This is a genomic window from Pseudomonas sp. Pseusp3, assembly GCF_047304225.1.
Classification (GTDB): Bacteria; Pseudomonadota; Gammaproteobacteria; order Pseudomonadales; family Pseudomonadaceae; genus Aquipseudomonas; species Aquipseudomonas fluorescens_CD.
This window is the reverse complement of record NZ_JBGLYV010000110.1, coordinates 1-17,955: the sequence shown is the minus strand read 5'-3', so window position 1 is coordinate 17,955 and position 17,955 is coordinate 1. Positions and strand designations below refer to the sequence as shown.

The window sequence follows — 17,955 nt, the reverse complement described above, 5'->3', positions numbered from 1 at the left end:
AGGGCAATGCCCCCGGATGAATGCCGGAGCGAAGGAACCCCGAGCCTAAGCGAGGGGCCGTACGTAAGGGGCGAGACTTTTTGGTTCCTTTTGTGTCGTTTGACAAAAGGGACCCGCCGTAAGGGCGGAACCATAAGCCGCCGTTACCCAAAAAACGGATATGTACTCCGTCAGGCCGCCTTCGCGAGCAAGCCCGCTCCCACAGAGTTCAGCAGTGAACCGCCAATCACATTCCAGAGCAGGCACAAAAAAGGCGACCCGAAAGCCGCCTTGATGCGTTACTGCCCGAATTGCCGCCCCAGCCCACCCGGTACACCGTGAATATCAGTCTCCTCCCACGGCCCCTTCGGACTGATCGACCGGCTCCAGCCATTATCCCAGCGATAGTAGGTACGCTGGCGATAGAAAGTATTGGGCTGGTCATCCAGCACATACACCCCAAGCTTCGGATCCCAATAGCTGTTGCCCCCCGGTGGTGGCGCGAAGCTGGCCGAGGTACGTGGCAACGGCTTGGAGGGTTTGGCCGGGATGCTCGGCTTGCTCGGTACGGGCGACGTCGAAGGCGTGGGGCTGGGCTGCGACGGCGGGATCGGCGGTGGTGCCTCATGCTCCGCTGGTCGCTGGACCGCACAAGCGCTTAACCCCATAACGACGCTGAGCAGGGTGATACGAGCGAATGCGGTCATGATTGCGTTTTCCTGTTATTTGTCCGGGCTGTCGATGGTCAGTGTTTGCGGCGCGGTGGTGCTGCTGGCCAGAGGCTGGCTGCGACCGATCCATTCGCCAGCGGTAGGTTTGCCGGCACGGGAAATACGCGCAACCAGTTGGACTTCAGGGAAGTTCGACAGTTTCAATTGCGGCATCATCGCGTCGGCATCACCCAGTTCGACAGTCACCGGCAGGTCGGCCACGGTCATGCGCTTGACCGCCAGCGGGGCCGGAGGACCGGAGATCGCACGGGCGAAGATGAACACGCTGTCGCCAGGCTGGACCTTGGTCTTGAGGTCCGCTGCCAGATCGACGCTGACCTTGAGCAAAGCCGAGGCCTTGGCTGCCGGTGCTTGCGCAACCTTGCCGCCACTGGCCACCAGCTTCTCCGTGGCCCGGACAATCCCGCCTTGTAACGCCTCGCGGGATTTGTCGTCCGGCGGCAACTGCGCCAGCAGGCGATTCCAGTAATCAATGGCGTCCTGATAGCGCTCGCCTTCAAACGCGGCGATGCCGAGCAGACCGAGGCTGGTGACCTCCTTCGGATCAGCCTTGAGCGCTTCGTCGGTCAGGGCCTGGACCTTGTCCGACCACTTTTTGCCATCGGCGAAGTACTGGGCCTGGGCCCATTGACCGAGCAACTCGGGCTGACGCCCGGCCAGGTTCACCGTGCGCTCGAACATTTTCGCCGCATCCGCCGGGCGATCCTGAGCCATGTAGGTACGACCGAGGAAGTACGTGCCTTCAGCGGAATCCGGTTGAGCGGCGACCGCACGCTCCAGGCGCTGGGTCATCTCCTCCATCGTCTTGGGTGCCTGGGAGAATTCGCGGGTCAGTTCGACCTTGTCGCTGGCACCGTAATGCATATACAGCCCCAGACCCAGCACCGGCACCAGAATGGCCGCCAGCAACGGCAAGGGTTTGCCCAAGCGCGATACCTGCGGCGTTTCGACGCCTTCGGTGTCCGCCAGCAACTCACGGGCGGCTTCGGCGCGACCGGCATCCATTTGCGCCGCATCGAGCACGCCCTCTTCCTGCTGAGTCTGCAACTCAGCCACGCGTTCCTGATAAAGCGCCACGTTCAGGGCGGTACGATCCTCTTCACGCTGGGCGCGACGGCTGCGCAGCACCGGGATCAACAGAAAACTCAGGGCAACCAGAAGCAGCAGACCTGCAGCGAGCCAGAAATCAATCATTCTTGGTTTTATCCAACAGGTGGTCGAGGCGCGAGCGCTCCTCGGCAGAAAGCGAGCCCGGGGTGTCGGCACGTTGCACGCGACGACGGCGGACGATCACCGCGATGATCACCACACCGCCGAGCAACAAGCCGGCGGGGCCGAACCAGAGCAAGGCGGTCTTGGCATTCAGGGCCGGTTTGTAGCGGACGAAATCACCGTAGCGGTCGACCATGAAGTCGATGATCTGCTGGTTGTCCTTGCCCTCGCCGAGCATGCGGAAAATCTCTTTGCGCAGGTCGGCGGCAATGGGGGCGTTGGAATCGGCGATGTCCTGATTCTGGCACTTGGGGCAACGCAGCTCTTTGGTCAGCTCGCGAAAACGCTCACGATCGCCTTCGTTGGCGAACTCGTAGGTGTCGATGGCCGCGTGGGCCACGCCCGCCATGCTCAGGCCCAGAACGGCGGCAGCGATCCAGCGCTTCATGGCTTGGCCTCGTCGACCAGCGCCTGGTACTTGGCCGCCAGTTTTTCGCGCCAGACCTGCTCGTCGATCACACCGACGAACTTGTCACGGATGACGCCCCTGGCGTCGATGAAGAAGGTTTCCGGCGCGCCGTATACACCGAGGTTCAGGCCCAGCGAGCCTTGGTCGTCACGGATATCCAGTGCATACGGGTTATGAAAATCCGTCAGCCACTTCAAGGCATCGGCGTTGATGTCCTTGTAGTTGATGCCGTAGATCACCACGCCCTGTTGGGCCAGCTTGTTCAACACCGGGTGTTCGACCCGGCAGGAAATGCACCAGGTGCCCCAGACGTTGACCAGCGCCGGTTTGCCGAGGATGTCAGCGCGGGTCAGGCTCTTGTCGCCCTGCACCGCCGGCAGGGAAAACTCCGGGAACGGCTTGTTGATCATGGCCGAAGGCAACTCGGCCGGATCCAGGTACAACCCACGGTAAAGAAACACGGCAACCACCAGAAAAATCGCCAGTGGCAACAACATCAACCAACGCTTCATGCAGTGGCTCCAGACATGCCCAGTGCTTCGCGCACGCGGCTTTTTACCTTGACCCGATAACGCCGATCCAGCGCAGCCAGCAACCCGCCTGCACCTGTCAGCAAACCACCGAACCAGATCCAGCGCACGAACGGCTTGACGTGCACGCGCACAGCCCAGGCACCGTTACCCAGCGGCTCACCGAGGGCGACGTAGAGGTCGCGGGTGAACCCGGCGTCGATCCCGGCTTCGGTCATCACCGAGTTCTGCACGGTGTACAGGCGTTTTTCCGGATGCAGCACGCTGACTTCCTTGCCGTTGCGGATCACCCGGACGGTGCCCTTGTCGGAAGTGAAGTTCGGGCCTTCGAAGTGTTTGGCGCCTTCGAAGATGAAGTGATAACCCGCCAAGTCCATGGACTCGCCCGGCGCCAGGCGCAGGTCACGCTCGGCACTGTTCTGGCTCGACAGCACGACACCGAGCGCACATACGGCAATGCCCAGGTGCGCGATCTGCATGCCCCAGTAGCTGCGGGTCAGGGTTGGCAGGCCTTTGATCAGGCCCTTGTGCCGGGTCTTGTCGAAGATGTCACGCACGCCGGCCAGCAACACCCAGGCGGCGAGCATGAAGGTGGCGAGCACTGCCCAGTTGAAATCGCCGTACGCGACGCCGGCCACCACGGCCATGGCAGCGCTGCCCAACAACACCGGCGTCAGCATGCTCACCAGCCATTTCACCGGGGTGTCCTTCCAGCGCACGATCACGCCGACCGCCATCACCACCATCAGCAGCGCCATCAACGGAATGAACAGCGCGTTGAAGTACGGCGGGCCGACCGACAGCTTGGCGCCAGTCATGGCGTCCAGAATCAACGGGTACAAGGTGCCGAGCAGAATCATCGATGCCGCCACCACCAGCACCAGGTTGTTGCCCAGCAACAGCGTTTCCCGGGACCAGAGGTTGAAGCCCACCTGGCTCTTGACCACCGGCGCGCGCAGGGCGAACAGCGTCAATGAACCACCGACCACGAACAGCAGGAAAATCAGGATGAACACCCCGCGTTCCGGATCGGACGCAAAGGCGTGCACCGACGTCAGCACGCCGGAGCGCACAAGGAAAGTACCCAACAGGCTCAGCGAAAACGCAGCGATGGCCAGCAACACGGTCCAGCTCTTGAACACGCCACGTTTTTCCGTGACCGCCAACGAGTGAATCAGTGCGGTGCCCACCAGCCATGGCATGAACGAGGCGTTTTCCACCGGGTCCCAGAACCACCAGCCGCCCCAGCCGAGTTCGTAGTACGCCCACCACGAACCCAAGGTAATACCGATGCCGAGGAACGCCCAGGCCACGATGGTCCACGGACGCGACCAGCGCGCCCACGCGGCATCCAGGCGACCGCCCATCAGCGCGGCGATGGCGAAGGCGAAGGCCACCGAGAAGCCGACGTAGCCCATGTACAGCATCGGCGGATGCACGATCAGGCCGATGTCTTGCAGCAACGGGTTGAGGTCGGCACCGTCGCCGGGCACTTGCGGCAGGATGCGCTTGAACGGGTTGGAGGTCATGATCAGGAACAGCAGGAAACCGGTGCTGATCATGCCCATCACCGCCAGCACGCGGGCCAGCATGACCTGCGGCAACTGCCGGGAAAACACCGACACCGCGAAGGTCCAGCCGCCGAGAATCAAGGCCCACAACAGCAAGGAGCCTTCGTGGGCGCCCCACACGGCACTGAACTTGTAGTACCACGGCAACGCGCTGTTGGAGTTGTTGGCCACATAGGCCACGGAGAAGTCATCGACCATGAAGGCGTAGGTCAGGCAGCCGAAGGCAAACACCAGAAAGGTGAACTGCCCCCACGCGGCCGGCTGGGCCAGGCTCATCCACAGGCGATCATTGCGCCACGCACCGAGCAGCGGTACCACGGCCTGGGCCAGGGCGAAGCACAGGGCCAGGATCATCGCCAGATGACCCAGTTCGGGAATAAAGATGCCGGATGTCATGGATCAACCCTCCTTCGCGGGCGTTTGAGCCGATTGACCGCTGTCTTTCAATGCCTTGGTCACTTCCGGCGGCATGTACTTCTCGTCGTGCTTGGCCAGCACTTCATCGGCCACCACCACGCCATCGGCATTGAGCTTGCCCAGGGCGACGATGCCCTGCCCTTCGCGGAACAGGTCCGGAAGGATGCCACGATAAGTGATGGTCACGGATTTGTTGAAGTCGGTGACGACGAACTTCACGTCCAGGGAATCGCTGGAACGCTCCAGCGAACCCTTCTCGACCATGCCGCCGGCGCGAATTCGCGTGTCCAGCGGGGCTTCGCCGTTGGCGATCTGGGTCGGTGTGTAAAACAGATTGATGTTCTGCTGCAGGGCGCTCAGGGCCAGGCCGACGGCAGCGCCGACCCCGACCAGGATCGCGAGAATGATGATAAGACGCTTTTTGCGCAGCGGATTCACTTGCCGTTCTCCCGGCGCAAACGACGCGCCTCTTGTTGCAGATACCGCTTGCGGGCCAGGATCGGCGCCGCCACGTTGAGGGCCAGCACCGCCAGGCAGATGCCATAGGCTGACCAGACATACAGGCCATGATGGCCCATGGCGATGAAGTCGCCGAATGAAGCAAAACTCATCGAGCGACCTCCAGGCTGTTTTCCACTTCGGCCTTGACCCAACTGGCCCGGGCTTCGCGCTTGAGTACTTCCAGACGCATGCGCAGCAGCAACACCGCGCCAAAGAAACAATAGAAGCCCAACGCCGTCAGCAGCAATGGCAGCCACATTTCAGCGGGCATCGCCGGTTTTTCGGTGAGGGTGAAGGTCGCGCCCTGGTGCAGGGTATTCCACCACTCCACCGAGTACTTGATGATCGGGATGTTGATCACGCCGACAATCGCCAGCACCGCACAGGCCTTGGCCGCGCTGTCACGATTGCTGATCGCGTTGCCCAGCGCAATGAGACCGAAGTACAGGAACAGCAGGATCAGCATAGACGTGAGTCGTGCATCCCAGACCCACCACGAGCCCCAGGTCGGCTTGCCCCAGATCGCGCCGGTGACCAGCGCCACGGCGGTCATCCATGCGCCGATGGGCGCCGCACATTGCAGGGCGACGTCGGCCAGTTTCATTTTCCACACCAGCCCGACGATGCCGCACACGGCCAGCATCACGTAGATGGACTGCGCCAGCATGGCGGCCGGAACGTGGATATAGATGATGCGAAAGCTGTTGCCCTGCTGATAGTCCGGCGGCGCGAAGGCCAGGCCCCAGACCACGCCAACGCTGATCAGCAGCAACGCCGCGACGCTCAGCCAGGGCAGCATTTTGCCGCTGATGCCGTAAAACCATTTGGGCGAGCCGAGCTTGTGAAACCACGTCCAGTTCATACTGTTTCCATCACGGTTGCTCTTTACTGTGAAGAGCCAGGGTCTTTACTGGTCAAAAAACAACCAGACCTCATTATTCGCCGACGCTGATCTTCAGGCCAGCAGCTATTGCAAAAGGTGTCAGGGTTATCGCCAGGGCGGTCAGACTACCAAGCCACAGCAGATAACCGGTCGCCGGCATGCCCTGCAAGGCCGCCTGCAAGGCGCCACTGCCAAGGATCAATACCGGGATGTACAACGGCAGAATCAGCAGTGCCAGCAACAGGCCACCACGCTTCAACCCTACTGTCAGTGCCGCACCCACCGCACCGAGCAGGCTCAGTACCGGTGTACCGAGCAGCAACGAAAGCAGCAACACTGGCAGACAGGCGGCAGGCAAACCGAGCATCAGTGCCAGCAAAGGTGCGAGCAAAACCAGTGCCAGGCCGGAAAAAGCCCAGTGTGCCAGCACTTTGGCTAAAACCAGAAGAGCCAGGGGGTGCGGCGAAAGGACCCACTGTTCAAGGGATCCGTCTTCGAAATCACTGCGGAAAAGCCCGTCCAGCGAGAGCAGAACCGATAAAAGTGCCGCGACCCAGACCAACCCCGGAGACAAGGTTTGCAACAATTGAGACTCGGGACCGACCGCCAACGGGAACAGGGAAACGACGATGGCGAAAAACACCAGCGGATTCGCCAGCTCCGCGGGACGGCGGAACAGCAGACGGGCCTCACGGGCGACCAACAGGCCAAAAACACTCATACGGCCCAATTCCCCAGATCGATGTCGCGATAAGCGGCCGGCATCCGGCTCAGCGTGTGGTGGGTGGTCAACACCACCATGCCGCCACGTTCGCAGTGAGCGGCCAGGTGTTCTTCGAGTTGCGCCACGCCTTGCTTGTCGAGGGCGGTGAACGGCTCATCGAGAATCCACAGCGGCGGGCTGTCCAGATACAAACGCGCCAATGCGACGCGACGCCGCTGGCCAGCGGACAGGGTATGGCAGGGAACATCTTCGAAACCGCGCAATCCGACCGCCGCCAGAGCTTGCCAGATCGCTTCATGGGAGGCCGGTTGATGCAGGGCGCAGAGCCAGCTCAGGTTCTCCTCCGGTGTCAGCAAATCCTTGATTCCCGCCGCATGGCCGATCCACAGCAGGTTGCGCGCCAGCTCAGTGCGCTGCTCATCGAGGGGCTTGCCGTTGAGCAACACTTGACCGGCGGTCGGGTGCATCAGCCCCGAGAGCAGGCGCAGCAGGCTGGTCTTGCCACTGCCGTTGGGGCCACTGATTTGCACCATTTCGCCACTGGCCAGTCTCAAATCGAGATTTTCGAAGAGCAGCCGAAGGTCTCGCTCACAGGCAAGGGCAACGGTTTGCAGGACTGGACTGGTCAAGGGTTCACGGGCCTTATACGGTTCAAGTCGGCACTGGCGCGGCCGTTAAAGAGATGCAGCATAGATGCAATGACGTCTTGTTCTAGAGAGCTGCGTCAAACAATTGCAAAATTTTCGCCATTTTTGGATACAACGGCGCGGCATTATACATGCCAGACCTTACTCTAAAGAGTGCATTTTCCTCAGGTTGTGACCTCGTATGACAGGCGAAATGAACATCCTCCCGCTGGCGCAAACCGTCCCGGTGACTTCACGTGCGCAGGTGGTCAGCGGTGAGTTGCTCAAGTTGCTGACGCCGGTGGAGGGCCTGATCAGCGTCGGTCAAACCGCCCAGGCCGAAGTGTTGTCGCTCAAGCAGGCGGATCAGACTTTCCAGATGCTGCTCAAGGTCACCCTCGACAACGGCCGCCAGACCACGGTCCAGACCACCGGCAATCAACCGCTGGCCCAGGGCACCACGCTGGTCGTCAGCCAACCCTCGGCCGGCAATCTGGCCGTGACGGTGCAACAGGCCATTGCCTCCAGCGTCGCCACCCTCACCCGCCTCGACACCGCGCAACTGCCCGTTGGTACCCTGCTGCAGGGCAAGGTATTGACCTCGCAAGTGCTGCCGCAGGTGCCCGGCCAGCCGTTGGTGTTTCGCTCGATGGTGAGCCTGCTCAATACCGCACTGAGCGGCAGCACCCTGAACATCGACAGTCCGCAGCCCTTGCGCATCGGCACCTTGTTGAGCGCGCAGGTGCAGGACGCCCGGACCGTGAAGTTCGTGCCACTGAGCAGCCGCCAGGAACAACTGGCGGTGACCCGGCAACTGGTCGACCAGCAAAGCCGCCAGGGCTCGCTGGACGGCTTGCTCAAGCTCCTGCAGAACTTGCCGGCCTCGGACCAGACCTCCGTTGAATTGCGCAGCGCCGCTACCCGGCTGCTCGCCGGCCTGCCGGATGTCCAGCAATTGAGCACCCCCAAGGGCCTGGCTCAGGCTTTGGCCAGCAGCGGCGTGTTTCTCGAAAGCAAACTGCTGACCGGGCAAAACCCGACACTCGCACCGGACATGAAAGGCGACCTGCTCAAACTGGTTGCGCAGTTGAGCCAGGGGTTGCCGGCCAACACCAGCCTCGGCGCGATCATCGCCGCCAATACCCTGGCCCAGGCCATGCCGAATTTTGTCCGCAATGCCCTGGGCATGCTCGGTCAGGTCAGCGCCAAACCGCCGCCAACCGGTTTCCCGCTGCCCGAACGCCTGTTACAAAGCGCCGATGGTGAAAACGACGACCTCGAACACCTGCTGCGCCTGGCCGCTGCGGCAGTATCGCGCCTGCAAAGCCATCAGCTGTCGAGCCTGGAACAAACCGGCGTCACCGCCGACGGCCGCCTGATGAGCACCTGGCAGCTGGAAATCCCGATGCGCAACATGCAGGACATCGTGCCGCTGCAGGTCAAAATCCAGCGTGAAGACGCGCCCGAAAAAGAACAGCCTAAGGAACGTCGCGAAGAACGCGAACCCAAACAACAGCTGTGGCGTGTGGAGTTGGCCTTCGCCATGGAGCCTTTGGGGCCGCTGCAAATTCAGGCGCAACTGATCAAAGGCACCCTCTCCAGCCAGCTCTGGGCAGAGCGGCCTTACACCGCCAGCCTGATCGAAAGCAATCTGAGCGGGCTGCGTGACCGCTTGCTGTCCGCCGGCCTGAACGTCGGCGACCTGGATTGCCACCTCGGCACACCGCCCCAAGGCCCGCAAACCCGCCTCGAACAACGCTGGGTGGATGACACCGCATGAACAACCCCAACACCCCACGCCAGGCCATCGCCCTCAAATACGACGGCACCCACGCCCCCACCCTCACCGCCAAGGGTGACGAAGAACTGGCCGAAGAAATCCTGCGCATCGCCCGCGACTGCGAAGTGCCGATCTACGAAAACGCCGAACTGGTGAGACTGCTGGCGCGCATGGAGCTGGGGGACAGCATTCCGCAGGAGCTCTATCTGACGATTGCCGAGATCATTGCATTTGCGTGGAATCTGAAGGGGAAATTTCCGGCGGGGATGGATCAGGAAGCGCTGCTGGCCGAGAAGGACATTACTGAACGCGGGGATGATTACTGAGGATTCGAGGATGCCATTTCATATTCCATGTCCGGCATAAAAACACTGTAGGAGCGAGCTTGCTCGCGATGGAAGCATGAGCGCCGCGTTTCTCCAGGGAGCCCGCGTCATCGTTGACGTCCATCGCGAGCAAGCTCGCTCCTACAGGTGAATACATGCTCCGTGTTCGACATGGAACCACTGTAGGAGCGAGCTTGCTCGCGATGGAGGCATGAGCGCCGCGTTTCTCCAGGAAGCCCGCGTCATCGTTAACGTCCATCGCGAGCAGGCTCGCTCCTACAGGCTTCTAGCCGCTTTTGCGCACTCTCTTCATCGATGTCTGCGCGACGCTTTCAAATTTGAAAAAACGCAAAAGCTTGAGACTGCGACCAATAATCAATCCATTGATAAAGCCAGCCCCCAGTGCCGACCATGCCGTCATCGGCAATTCATTGGCCATTTCCGGATACATCGCTGCCTGATAGCCAAGGTAGTAACGCCATGCAAAGAAGCCCCAATACACCATCAGCACCTTGACTGTACCGCCCAACTCCAACGTTTCTCCCACGCACTTCACATTCGTGTACGAGTAAAAACGCAATGCGAGTAACGATCCAGCCAATAGCCCGAGTACGTAGGCCGAGAGGGGAATGACTACACCTTGGGAGAGATTCAGCGAAGCCAGAGACAGGATCACGAATATCACCGGAGTGATCTGCAATGACCTTTTCGACACGTGATTCTTGAAACAGGCAATGACACCGTAATAAGTCAGGATCAGAAAAACCGCATAAACCCACAGCGGTGTACCACGCAAAATGTCGATCATAAGCCTCCCTGGCACTGCATATTTTGAACAAGATGATCAAACTACTGATGGCAGGTTGCAATTACAAGGCGGCGGGATCTGAGAAGGCTATAGGCAGGAGACTACGACGGCGTAATACCTGTCTGGGGATGAAGGGGGATGCGTCGGATCGCGGGGATGATAGCGGCGCATTCGCAGGCGCCTTCGCGAGCAGGCTCGCTCCCACAGGTGATCTCAGGTGAACACCTGTTCTGTGTTCGACATAGAACCACTGTAGGAGCGAGCTTGCTCGCGATGGGGGTATGAGCGCCGGGTTTCTCCAGGAAACCCGCGTCATCGTTAACGACCATCGCGAGCAAGCTCGCTCCTACAGGCGATCTTCAGTGAACACATCTTTTGTGTCCGACATAGAACGACTGTGGGAGCGAGCCTGTTCGCGAAAGCCATTTCAGCGAGTTCGCAAAACTCAGTTCTTGTGCAACTTGCTCATCAACTCCGCCTCAGCCTGGGTCAAGCCGCAGGACTGGGTCAGTTCGTCGACGCTGGCGCCCATGCCGACCAGTCGCGCAGCCTGGGCAAACGACAGGCTCGAAGGATCACGCTGTTCCAGCTGGGCGAGTTTGTCCGGCAGTGGCGCGACTATCGCGCGTAGCTCATGCAGGTCTTCACCCATGCGCACATTGCCGTTCTGGTAGTCGTCGACGCGTTTGCCCAGGTCCTTGATGCGCTGATCGCGCAGCGCATCACCTTGGGTCTGTTGCGCGGCGATCTGCTTTTGACCGCGGATGTATGCCAGGAACATTGCCAGCGTGCCTGCCCAGAACAGGAACAGGACAATGACCGCAACCTCGAGAATCAATCAGATACTCTCCAGTTCCGACCATTCTTCTTCGCTCATCATCTTGTCGAGCTCGACAAGGATCAGCAGTTCGTTGTTCTTGTTGCACACGCCTTGAATGAACTTGGCGGACTCTTCGTTACCCACGTTCGGCGCGGTTTCGATTTCCGACTGACGCAGGTAAACCACTTCGGCCACGCTGTCGACCATGATCCCGACCACTTGCTTGTCGGCTTCGATGATGACGATACGGGTGTTGTCGCTGATCTCGGCATTCATCAGGCCGAAGCGCTGACGGGTGTCGATCACGGTGACGACGTTGCCGCGCAGGTTGATGATGCCCAGCACGTAGCTCGGGGCGCCCGGGACCGGGGCGATTTCGGTGTAACGCAGGACTTCCTGAACGCGCATCACGTTGATGCCGTAGGTCTCGTTGTCCAGCTTGAAGGTGACCCATTGCAGGATCGGATCTTCGGAACCTTTTGCCGCCGTCGCCTTGTCATTCATACCCTGTCCCCTCAAGAAACCGCCCTGGCGGTGTGTGTTTCGTGCAACGCCATCGAGTGGCGTCGCCTGTTGTTTATTTAATGTTTGTCGGTGTGTGGTTCGGCTTGCTGCCGGACATGTGCTTTGCCCCGCCACTGGCGATCAACTCGGCCAGGGAGGCAACATCGAGCAAGGCGCACATGTGTTCGATCACCGTGCCGGCGAGCCATGGCCGCTGACCTCGATGACTTCTCCATTTGATTTCATTCGGGTCCAGACGCAACGAGCGGCTGACCTGATGCACGGCCAGGCCCCATTCGTAGCCCTGGACCGAAATCACGTATTGCAGGCCTTGCTTGAAATCGTCGCGGTAACGGTCGGGCATGACCCAACGCGCGGTATCGAGCACCTTGAGGTTGCCGGCCTGGCTGGGCAGGATGCCAAGGAACCATTCCGGCTGGCCGAACAACGGTGTCAACTCGTGACCGGCCAGGGAGTAAATCGACCCAAGGCACACCAGCGGCACCGCCAGGGTCAAGCCGGCGACATCGAACAGCAGGCATTCGAACGGTTCGGCGGCCCAGGACGGACGACCATCGGTGTCCACCGGTGGCGGCGTATTGCTCGGCGGCAGATGAACTTCAACGACGGGCGCCACCAGCGCTTGATGCACTTCGACAACCACTGGCTCCGGTGCTGGCTGCACCTCTGCGGCCGGCGGCACCAACGCCTGGAGCAACGGTGCGATGGTCGATACCGGCGCCATGATTGGTGCCGGGGCTTCGATCACGGGAGCCTTGAATGCTGGCGCTACCGATGCCTGCACCGGAGCGGCCGTGACAGCTGTTGCGGCGTCGCGGGCCTGCTCTTCAAGCACTGCGGCCTGGAACTCGTCCAGCACCGCTTCGGCCGCTATAGCCTCGGCCACTGCCTCTATGGGCAGCGTGAATTCTTCGGTCACTTCCTGCAGCAAGCTATCCAGGTACGACTGCAAAGCCAGTTGCGGCCGCGACGTGGTCTTCAACGGCCGGTTCATTGGCACGCACCTGTAGGAGCGAGCTTGCTCGCGATGGAGGTGTGAGCGCCGCGTATCTCCAGGAGGCCCGCGTTATCGTTGTCGTCCATCGCGAGCAAGCTCGCTCCTACAGGGGCTGGATTCATCTCAGGCCACCTGCGGAACAAGTTGTGCCGCCAGCAGATGCTTGAGCAACGCGCGGTAAGCGAGAACGCCACGGCTCTTGCCATCGAACTGCGAAGGGGTCAGTCCGGCACGGCTGGCATCGCGCAGGCGCGTGTCCACCGGGATATAGCCCTGCCAGATTTCGTCGGGGAATTTGTCGCGTAGTACGCGCAACGTGCCGAGGGACGCCTGGGTGCGCCGGTCGAACAGCGTCGGCACGATGGTAAACGGCAGCGCCTGTTTGCGAGAGCGGTTGATCATCGCCAGGGTGTTGACCATGCGCTCAAGGCCTTTGACCGCCAGGTGTTCGGTCTGCACCGGGATCACCAGTTGCTGGCTCGCCGCCAAGGCATTGACCATCAGCACGCCGAGCAATGGCGGGCTGTCGATCACGGCGTAATCGAAGTCCTGCCACAGTTGCGCCAGGCTCTTGGCAATCACCAGGCCTAAGCCGCTCTGCCCCGGCGACTGGCGCTCAAGGGTGGCCAGTGCGGTGCTGGAGGGCAACAGGGAGATGCGTTCGTCACTGGTCGACAACAGCAGTTGACCCGGCAGGCCTTGCGGCACGTTGCCCTTGTGCAGGAACAGGTCGTAGCTGCTGTGCTCCAGAGCGTCGGGATCGTAACCGAAGTAGCTGGTCATGGAGCCGTGGGGGTCGAGATCGACCACGACCACGCGCTTGCCCGCCTCCGCCAGTAAACCGGCTAAAGCGATGGAGGAAGTGGTTTTACCGACACCACCCTTTTGATTGGCGACTGCCCAGACTCTCATTCGGATTGTTCCTCCCGGCCGAATGGATCGACCGAGAAATAGCTCAACGTGTTAATGCGGGTGACGGAGAATTGACGGCGCTCTCTCGTACCGGCGACTTGACCGGGGTCGGTGCAGTTTGTGTGCCAGCACGCTTCAATGCGGCATCCGGTTGCGCATGGGCGGTTCCGGTGCCGGTCAGGCTGCGGCGAACATCGAGGTTGCGCGACACCACCAGCACCACCCGACGGTTGCGCGCGCGGCCTTCGGCAGTGGCGTTGTTGGCCACCGGCTGAAACTCGCCATAGCCCACCGAAGCCAGGCGACCGGGGTTCACTCCCTGCATCGCCAGCATGCGCACGATGCTTGCCGAGCGGGCCGAGGACAGCTCCCAGTTGGTCGGATACTGCGCGGTGCGGATCGGTTGATCGTCGGTGAAACCTTCGACATGAATCGGGTTATCGAACGGTTTCAGGATCGCTGCAACCTTGTCGATGATGTTGAACGCGATGTCGCTGGGCATGGCGTCGCCACTGCCGAACAACAGGCTGGAATTGAGCTCGATCTCGACCCACAACTCGTTGCCGCGCACGGTCATCTGGTTGGAGCTGATCAGGTCACCGAACGCCGCGCTGATGTCGTCGGCGATGCTTTTGAGCGGATCGCTGGCGCCGGCAAGACCGGCATCGACCTGGTCACTGTCCTTGACCAGCGGCTTGGCCGGGGTCACGGTCTTCGGCCGCTCGTCACCGATGGGGATCGGCTTGAGCGAACGGTCGGAGTCGGTAAAGACCCCGATCAATGCCTCGGAAATGACCTTGTACTTGCCTTCGTTGATCGATGAGATGGAGTACATCACCACGAAAAAGGCGAACAGCAAGGTGATGAAGTCCGCATAGGAAACCAGCCAACGTTCATGGTTTACATGCTCTTCATGCTGGCGACGACGTGCCATAGTCCTTTACCCCCATCAATCCATGAAGCCTTGAAGCTTCAACTCAATGGAGCGAGGGTTTTCACCTTCGGCGATCGACAGGAGCCCTTCCAGCAACATCTCGCGATAACGCGACTGGCGCAACGCGATGGATTTGAGTTTGGCGGCAATCGGCAACAGCATCAGGTTGGCACTGGCCACGCCGTAGATGGTGGCGACGAAGGCCACGGCGATGCCGTTACCCAGTTGCGATGGATCACCCAGGTTGCCCATGACGTGAATCAGGCCCATCACCGCACCGATGATGCCGATGGTCGGCGCGTAACCGCCCATGCTTTCGAAGACCTTGGCCGCTTCGACATCGCGACTTTCCTGGGTATAGAAGTCCACTTCCAGAATGCTGCGGATCGCTTCCGGCTCGGCGCCGTCGACCAGCAGCTGCAGGCCTTTGCGCGCGTAGTTGTCGGGCTCGGCGTCGGCGATACCTTCCAGGCCGAGCAGGCCTTCCTTGCGGGCGGTCAGGCTCCAGTTCACCACGCGGTCGATGCCACCGGCCAGGTCAACGCGAGGCGGGAACAGGATCCAGGCGAGGATCTGCATGGCGCGCTTGAAGGCGCTCATCGGCGATTGCAGCAGCGCGGCGCCAATGGTGCCACCGAGCACGATCAGTGCTGCCGGGCCGTTGGCCAGGGCGCCCAGATGACCGCCTTCAAGGTAGTTGCCGCCGATGATGGCGACAAAGGCCATGATGATGCCGATCAGGCTTAGGACATCCATCAGATACAGGCCTCGACCAGGTGCTTGCCAATGTCGTCGAGGCTGTACACCGCGTCGGCGAGTTCAGCTTTGACGATGGCCATCGGCATGCCGTAGATCACGCAACTGGCTTCGTCCTGCGCCCAGATCGAACTGCCGCCCTGCTTGAGCAGGCGCGCGCCTTCACGGCCGTCGGCGCCCATGCCGGTCAGGACCACCGCCAGAACTTTGTCGCCGTAGGACTTGGCCGCCGAACCGAACGTGATATCCACGCATGGCTTGTAATTCAGACGCTCGTCGCCCGGGAGGATTTTCACTGCGCCGCGGCCGTCGATCATCATCTGCTTGCCACCCGGCGCCAGCAGTGCCAGGCCCGGACGCAAGATGTCGCCATCCTCGGCTTCCTTGACGCTGATGCGGCAGAGCTTGTCCAGGCGCTCGGCAAAGGCCTTGGTGAAGGCGGCCGGCATGTGTTGAACCAGCACGATCGGGGCCGGGAAACTGGCCGGCAATTGGGTCAAGACCCGTTGCAGGGCTACCGGGCCGCCGGTCGACGTACCGATGGCCACCAGCTTGTAGGGTTTGCGTTTTGGCGCGGGCGACGACGTAGTGGCCGCATGCGTACGCGCCGGGATCGGTGCCGCTGCCGGACGCACGGGCGCGCTGCTGCCATAACTGCCCACGCTGGAAGGCGCAGGCGTCGGGGCTGGCGCAGCGACAGGCGCCGGAGCGCTGTAGGCGCTGACTCGACGATTGCTGCGCGAAATGCTGAGAATCTTCTCGCACAGCAGTTGCTTGACCTTCTCGGGGTTGCGCGAGATGTCCTCGAAATTCTTCGGCAGGAAGTCCACCGCGCCGGCATCCAGCGCATCGAGGGTGACCCGCGCGCCTTCATGGGTCAGCGAGGAAAACATCAGGACCGGGGTCGGGCAGCGTTGCATGATGTGCCGCACGGCGGTGATGCCGTCCATCATCGGCATCTCGTAGTCCATGGTGATCACGTCGGGCTTGAGGGCCAGCGCCTGATCAATCGCCTCTTTGCCGTTGGTCGCCGTGCCGACGACCTGGATATTCGAATCCGCTGAAAGAATTTCCGAGACGCGGCGGCGGAAAAACCCCGAATCGTCCACCACCAGGACTTTGACTGCCATAAACACTCCATTAGATGGAGCGGGGCCAGGCGCCCCGCTCCACCAGAATCAAATACGCCGTGTGGCGTAACGCTTGAGCATGCTCGGAACATCGAGAATCAGCGCGATGCGGCCGTCACCGGTGATGGTGGCGCCGGACATGCCTGCGGTTCCCTGGAGCATTTTGCCCAATGGCTTGATGACCACTTCTTCCTGGCCCACCAGTTGATCGACGACAAAGCCGATCCGCTGCGTGCCCACCGAAAGGATCACCACATGGCCCTCGCGCTGCTCTTCGTGAGCGGCGGAGCTGACCAGCCAGCGTTTGAGATAGAACAATGGCAGCGCCTTGTCCCGCACGATCACCACTTCCTGGCCGTCCACGACGTTGGTGGTCGACAGGTCGAGGTGGAAGATCTCGTTGACGTTCACCAGCGGGAACGCAAACGCCTGGTTGCCGAGCATGACCATCAGCGTCGGCATGATCGCCAGGGTCAGCGGCACCTTGATGACGATCTTCGAACCCTGGCCCTTGGCCGAGTAGATGTTGATCGAACCGTTGAGCTGGGAAATCTTGGTTTTCACCACGTCCATGCCCACGCCACGACCCGACACGTCGGAGATCTCGGTCTTGGTCGAGAACCCCGGGGCGAAGATCAGGTTGTAGCATTCGGTGTCGCTCAGGCGATCGGCCGCATCCTTGTCCATCACGCCGCGCTTGACCGCGATGGAACGCAGGACGTTCGGGTCCATGCCTTTGCCGTCATCGGAGATCGACAGCAGGATGTGGTCACCTTCCTGCTCGGCCGCCAGGATGACTTTGCCGCCACGGGCCTTGCCCGAGGCTTCGCGTTCTTCCGGCGATTCGATGCCGTGGTCGACTGCGTTGCGCACCAAGTGGACCAGCGGGTCGGCCAGGGCCTCGACGAGGTTCTTGTCGAGGTCGGTTTCTTCGCCGACCAGTTCCAGGTTGATCTCTTTCTTGAGCTGGCGAGCCAGGTCGCGAACCAGGCGCGGGAAGCGCCCGAAGACTTTCTTGATCGGTTGCATCCGGGTCTTCATGACCGCGGTTTGCAGGTCGGCCGTGACCACGTCGAGGTTCGACACGGCCTTGGACATGGCTTCGTCGCCGCTGTTGAGGCCCAGGCGGACCAGGCGGTTACGTACCAGCACCAGCTCGCCGACCATGTTCATGATCTCGTCGAGACGCGCGGTATCGACACGTACGGTGGTCTCGGCTTCGCTCGCCGGTTTTTCCGCCGGTGGCGCGGCCGGAGTACGGGCTGCAGCAGGTGCAGCAGCGACCGGGGCCGGCGCTTCGGCTTTCGGCTCGGGTGCCTTGGCC

At 61.3% G+C, this 17,955-nt stretch carries 21 protein-coding genes; 2 read left to right on the top strand and 19 right to left on the bottom strand.

Annotated features, from left to right (window positions below; genetic code table 11):
- Positions 1-278: 278 nt before the first annotated feature.
- The 10 genes from ACCD00_RS26035 to ccmA all read right to left on the bottom strand — a co-directional run bounded on the left by ACCD00_RS26035 (position 279) and on the right by ccmA (position 7,646).
- Positions 279-686, bottom strand: coding sequence for a hypothetical protein (locus ACCD00_RS26035; RefSeq protein WP_413428167.1), 408 nt, complete (start codon positions 684-686; stop codon positions 279-281).
- Positions 687-701: 15 nt separating this feature from the next.
- A complete protein-coding gene (ccmI, locus tag ACCD00_RS26030) occupies positions 702-1,904 on the bottom strand; it encodes a c-type cytochrome biogenesis protein CcmI (protein WP_413428166.1) in 1,203 nt (400 codons plus the stop codon).
- Positions 1,897-2,370, bottom strand: coding sequence for a cytochrome c-type biogenesis protein (locus tag ACCD00_RS26025; RefSeq protein ID WP_413428165.1), 474 nt, complete (start codon positions 2,368-2,370; stop codon positions 1,897-1,899). The genes ccmI and ACCD00_RS26025 overlap by 8 nt, the downstream gene beginning before the upstream one ends.
- Positions 2,367-2,903, bottom strand: a complete 537-nt coding sequence (locus ACCD00_RS26020; protein ID WP_413428164.1) for a DsbE family thiol:disulfide interchange protein — start codon at positions 2,901-2,903, stop codon at positions 2,367-2,369. The genes ACCD00_RS26025 and ACCD00_RS26020 overlap by 4 nt, the downstream gene beginning before the upstream one ends.
- Positions 2,900-4,888: a heme lyase CcmF/NrfE family subunit gene (locus ACCD00_RS26015; protein ID WP_413428163.1), complete on the bottom strand. Its 1,989-nt coding sequence runs from the start codon at positions 4,886-4,888 to the stop codon at positions 2,900-2,902. Before ACCD00_RS26015 ends, ACCD00_RS26020 begins: the two co-directional genes overlap by 4 nt.
- A gap of 3 nt (positions 4,889-4,891) precedes the next feature.
- Positions 4,892-5,347 (bottom strand): cytochrome c maturation protein CcmE, encoded by a 456-nt coding sequence (gene ccmE, locus ACCD00_RS26010; RefSeq protein WP_413428162.1) that lies wholly within the window; start codon positions 5,345-5,347, stop codon positions 4,892-4,894.
- Positions 5,344-5,520, bottom strand: coding sequence for a heme exporter protein CcmD (gene ccmD, locus ACCD00_RS26005; protein ID WP_007980758.1), 177 nt, complete (start codon positions 5,518-5,520; stop codon positions 5,344-5,346). The genes ccmE and ccmD overlap by 4 nt, the downstream gene beginning before the upstream one ends.
- Positions 5,517-6,272: a heme ABC transporter permease gene (locus tag ACCD00_RS26000; protein WP_007980756.1), complete on the bottom strand. Its 756-nt coding sequence runs from the start codon at positions 6,270-6,272 to the stop codon at positions 5,517-5,519. The genes ccmD and ACCD00_RS26000 overlap by 4 nt, the downstream gene beginning before the upstream one ends.
- Positions 6,273-6,345: 73 nt before the next feature.
- Complete coding sequence (gene ccmB, locus ACCD00_RS25995) at positions 6,346-7,014, bottom strand: heme exporter protein CcmB (RefSeq protein WP_007980754.1); 669 nt, start codon at positions 7,012-7,014, stop codon at positions 6,346-6,348.
- A complete protein-coding gene (ccmA, locus tag ACCD00_RS25990) occupies positions 7,011-7,646 on the bottom strand; it encodes a cytochrome c biogenesis heme-transporting ATPase CcmA (RefSeq protein WP_085716985.1) in 636 nt (211 codons plus the stop codon). The genes ccmB and ccmA overlap by 4 nt, the downstream gene beginning before the upstream one ends.
- 199 nt (positions 7,647-7,845) lie before the next feature.
- Between ccmA and ACCD00_RS25985 the strand changes: the two genes are divergently transcribed.
- Both ACCD00_RS25985 and ACCD00_RS25980 read left to right on the top strand, forming a co-directional pair.
- Entirely contained in the window at positions 7,846-9,423 is a 1,578-nt protein-coding gene (locus ACCD00_RS25985) for a flagellar hook-length control protein FliK (RefSeq protein ID WP_413428161.1), read from the top strand.
- Complete coding sequence (locus tag ACCD00_RS25980) at positions 9,420-9,749, top strand: EscU/YscU/HrcU family type III secretion system export apparatus switch protein (RefSeq protein WP_413428160.1); 330 nt, start codon at positions 9,420-9,422, stop codon at positions 9,747-9,749. Before ACCD00_RS25985 ends, ACCD00_RS25980 begins: the two co-directional genes overlap by 4 nt.
- A 286-nt stretch (positions 9,750-10,035) precedes the next feature.
- Here the strand turns inward: ACCD00_RS25980 and ACCD00_RS25975 are convergent, their stop codons facing one another.
- The 9 genes from ACCD00_RS25975 to ACCD00_RS25935 all read right to left on the bottom strand — a co-directional run.
- On the bottom strand, positions 10,036-10,557 hold the full coding sequence (locus ACCD00_RS25975; protein WP_413428159.1) for a hypothetical protein: 522 nt from the start codon (positions 10,555-10,557) through the stop codon (positions 10,036-10,038).
- Positions 10,558-11,002: 445 nt separating this feature from the next.
- Positions 11,003-11,395, bottom strand: coding sequence for a DUF2802 domain-containing protein (locus ACCD00_RS25970; protein WP_413428158.1), 393 nt, complete (start codon positions 11,393-11,395; stop codon positions 11,003-11,005).
- Positions 11,396-11,881, bottom strand: a complete 486-nt coding sequence (locus tag ACCD00_RS25965; RefSeq protein WP_007980742.1) for a chemotaxis protein CheW — start codon at positions 11,879-11,881, stop codon at positions 11,396-11,398.
- Positions 11,882-11,954: 73 nt separating this feature from the next.
- Positions 11,955-12,896 (bottom strand): chemotaxis protein CheW, encoded by a 942-nt coding sequence (locus ACCD00_RS25960; RefSeq protein ID WP_413428157.1) that lies wholly within the window; start codon positions 12,894-12,896, stop codon positions 11,955-11,957.
- Between the two features lie 126 nt (positions 12,897-13,022).
- Complete coding sequence (locus ACCD00_RS25955; protein WP_008000390.1) at positions 13,023-13,811, bottom strand: ParA family protein; 789 nt, start codon at positions 13,809-13,811, stop codon at positions 13,023-13,025.
- 43 nt (positions 13,812-13,854) lie between these two features.
- Positions 13,855-14,745, bottom strand: a complete 891-nt coding sequence (gene motD / locus ACCD00_RS25950; protein ID WP_413428156.1) for a flagellar motor protein MotD — start codon at positions 14,743-14,745, stop codon at positions 13,855-13,857.
- A 15-nt stretch (positions 14,746-14,760) separates the two neighbouring features.
- Positions 14,761-15,501 carry a flagellar motor protein gene (locus ACCD00_RS25945; RefSeq protein WP_413428155.1) on the bottom strand — a complete coding sequence of 247 codons (741 nt, stop codon included), beginning with the start codon at positions 15,499-15,501 and terminating at the stop codon, positions 14,761-14,763.
- Complete coding sequence (locus ACCD00_RS25940; protein ID WP_413428154.1) at positions 15,501-16,631, bottom strand: protein-glutamate methylesterase/protein-glutamine glutaminase; 1,131 nt, start codon at positions 16,629-16,631, stop codon at positions 15,501-15,503. Before ACCD00_RS25940 ends, ACCD00_RS25945 begins: the two co-directional genes overlap by 1 nt.
- 48 nt (positions 16,632-16,679) lie before the next feature.
- Positions 16,680-17,955 (bottom strand): chemotaxis protein CheA (locus ACCD00_RS25935; protein ID WP_413428153.1); only part of this gene is annotated, 1,276 nt, incomplete at its 5' end.

What these genes read in the sequence shown, in the direction of transcription:
- ACCD00_RS26035 (WP_413428167.1), bottom strand. Translation starts at nt 686, where the DNA reads ATGACCGCATTCGCTCGTATCACCCTGCTCAGCGTCGTTATGGGGTTA.
- ccmI (WP_413428166.1), bottom strand. Translation starts at nt 1,904, where the DNA reads ATGATTGATTTCTGGCTCGCTGCAGGTCTGCTGCTTCTGGTTGCCCTG.
- ACCD00_RS26025 (WP_413428165.1), bottom strand. Translation starts at nt 2,370, where the DNA reads ATGAAGCGCTGGATCGCTGCCGCCGTTCTGGGCCTGAGCATGGCGGGC.
- ACCD00_RS26020 (WP_413428164.1), bottom strand. Translation starts at nt 2,903, where the DNA reads ATGAAGCGTTGGTTGATGTTGTTGCCACTGGCGATTTTTCTGGTGGTT.
- ACCD00_RS26015 (WP_413428163.1), bottom strand. Translation starts at nt 4,888, where the DNA reads ATGACATCCGGCATCTTTATTCCCGAACTGGGTCATCTGGCGATGATC.
- ccmD (WP_007980758.1), bottom strand. Translation starts at nt 5,520, where the DNA reads ATGAGTTTTGCTTCATTCGGCGACTTCATCGCCATGGGCCATCATGGC.
- ACCD00_RS26000 (WP_007980756.1), bottom strand. Translation starts at nt 6,272, where the DNA reads ATGAACTGGACGTGGTTTCACAAGCTCGGCTCGCCCAAATGGTTTTAC.
- ccmB (WP_007980754.1), bottom strand. Translation starts at nt 7,014, where the DNA reads ATGAGTGTTTTTGGCCTGTTGGTCGCCCGTGAGGCCCGTCTGCTGTTC.
- ACCD00_RS25985 (WP_413428161.1), top strand. Translation starts at nt 7,846, where the DNA reads ATGACAGGCGAAATGAACATCCTCCCGCTGGCGCAAACCGTCCCGGTG.
- ACCD00_RS25980 (WP_413428160.1), top strand. Translation starts at nt 9,420, where the DNA reads ATGAACAACCCCAACACCCCACGCCAGGCCATCGCCCTCAAATACGAC.
- ACCD00_RS25975 (WP_413428159.1), bottom strand. Translation starts at nt 10,557, where the DNA reads ATGATCGACATTTTGCGTGGTACACCGCTGTGGGTTTATGCGGTTTTT.
- ACCD00_RS25965 (WP_007980742.1), bottom strand. Translation starts at nt 11,881, where the DNA reads ATGAATGACAAGGCGACGGCGGCAAAAGGTTCCGAAGATCCGATCCTG.
- ACCD00_RS25960 (WP_413428157.1), bottom strand. Translation starts at nt 12,896, where the DNA reads ATGAACCGGCCGTTGAAGACCACGTCGCGGCCGCAACTGGCTTTGCAG.
- ACCD00_RS25955 (WP_008000390.1), bottom strand. Translation starts at nt 13,811, where the DNA reads ATGAGAGTCTGGGCAGTCGCCAATCAAAAGGGTGGTGTCGGTAAAACC.
- motD (WP_413428156.1), bottom strand. Translation starts at nt 14,745, where the DNA reads ATGGCACGTCGTCGCCAGCATGAAGAGCATGTAAACCATGAACGTTGG.
- ACCD00_RS25945 (WP_413428155.1), bottom strand. Translation starts at nt 15,501, where the DNA reads ATGGATGTCCTAAGCCTGATCGGCATCATCATGGCCTTTGTCGCCATC.
- ACCD00_RS25940 (WP_413428154.1), bottom strand. Translation starts at nt 16,631, where the DNA reads ATGGCAGTCAAAGTCCTGGTGGTGGACGATTCGGGGTTTTTCCGCCGC.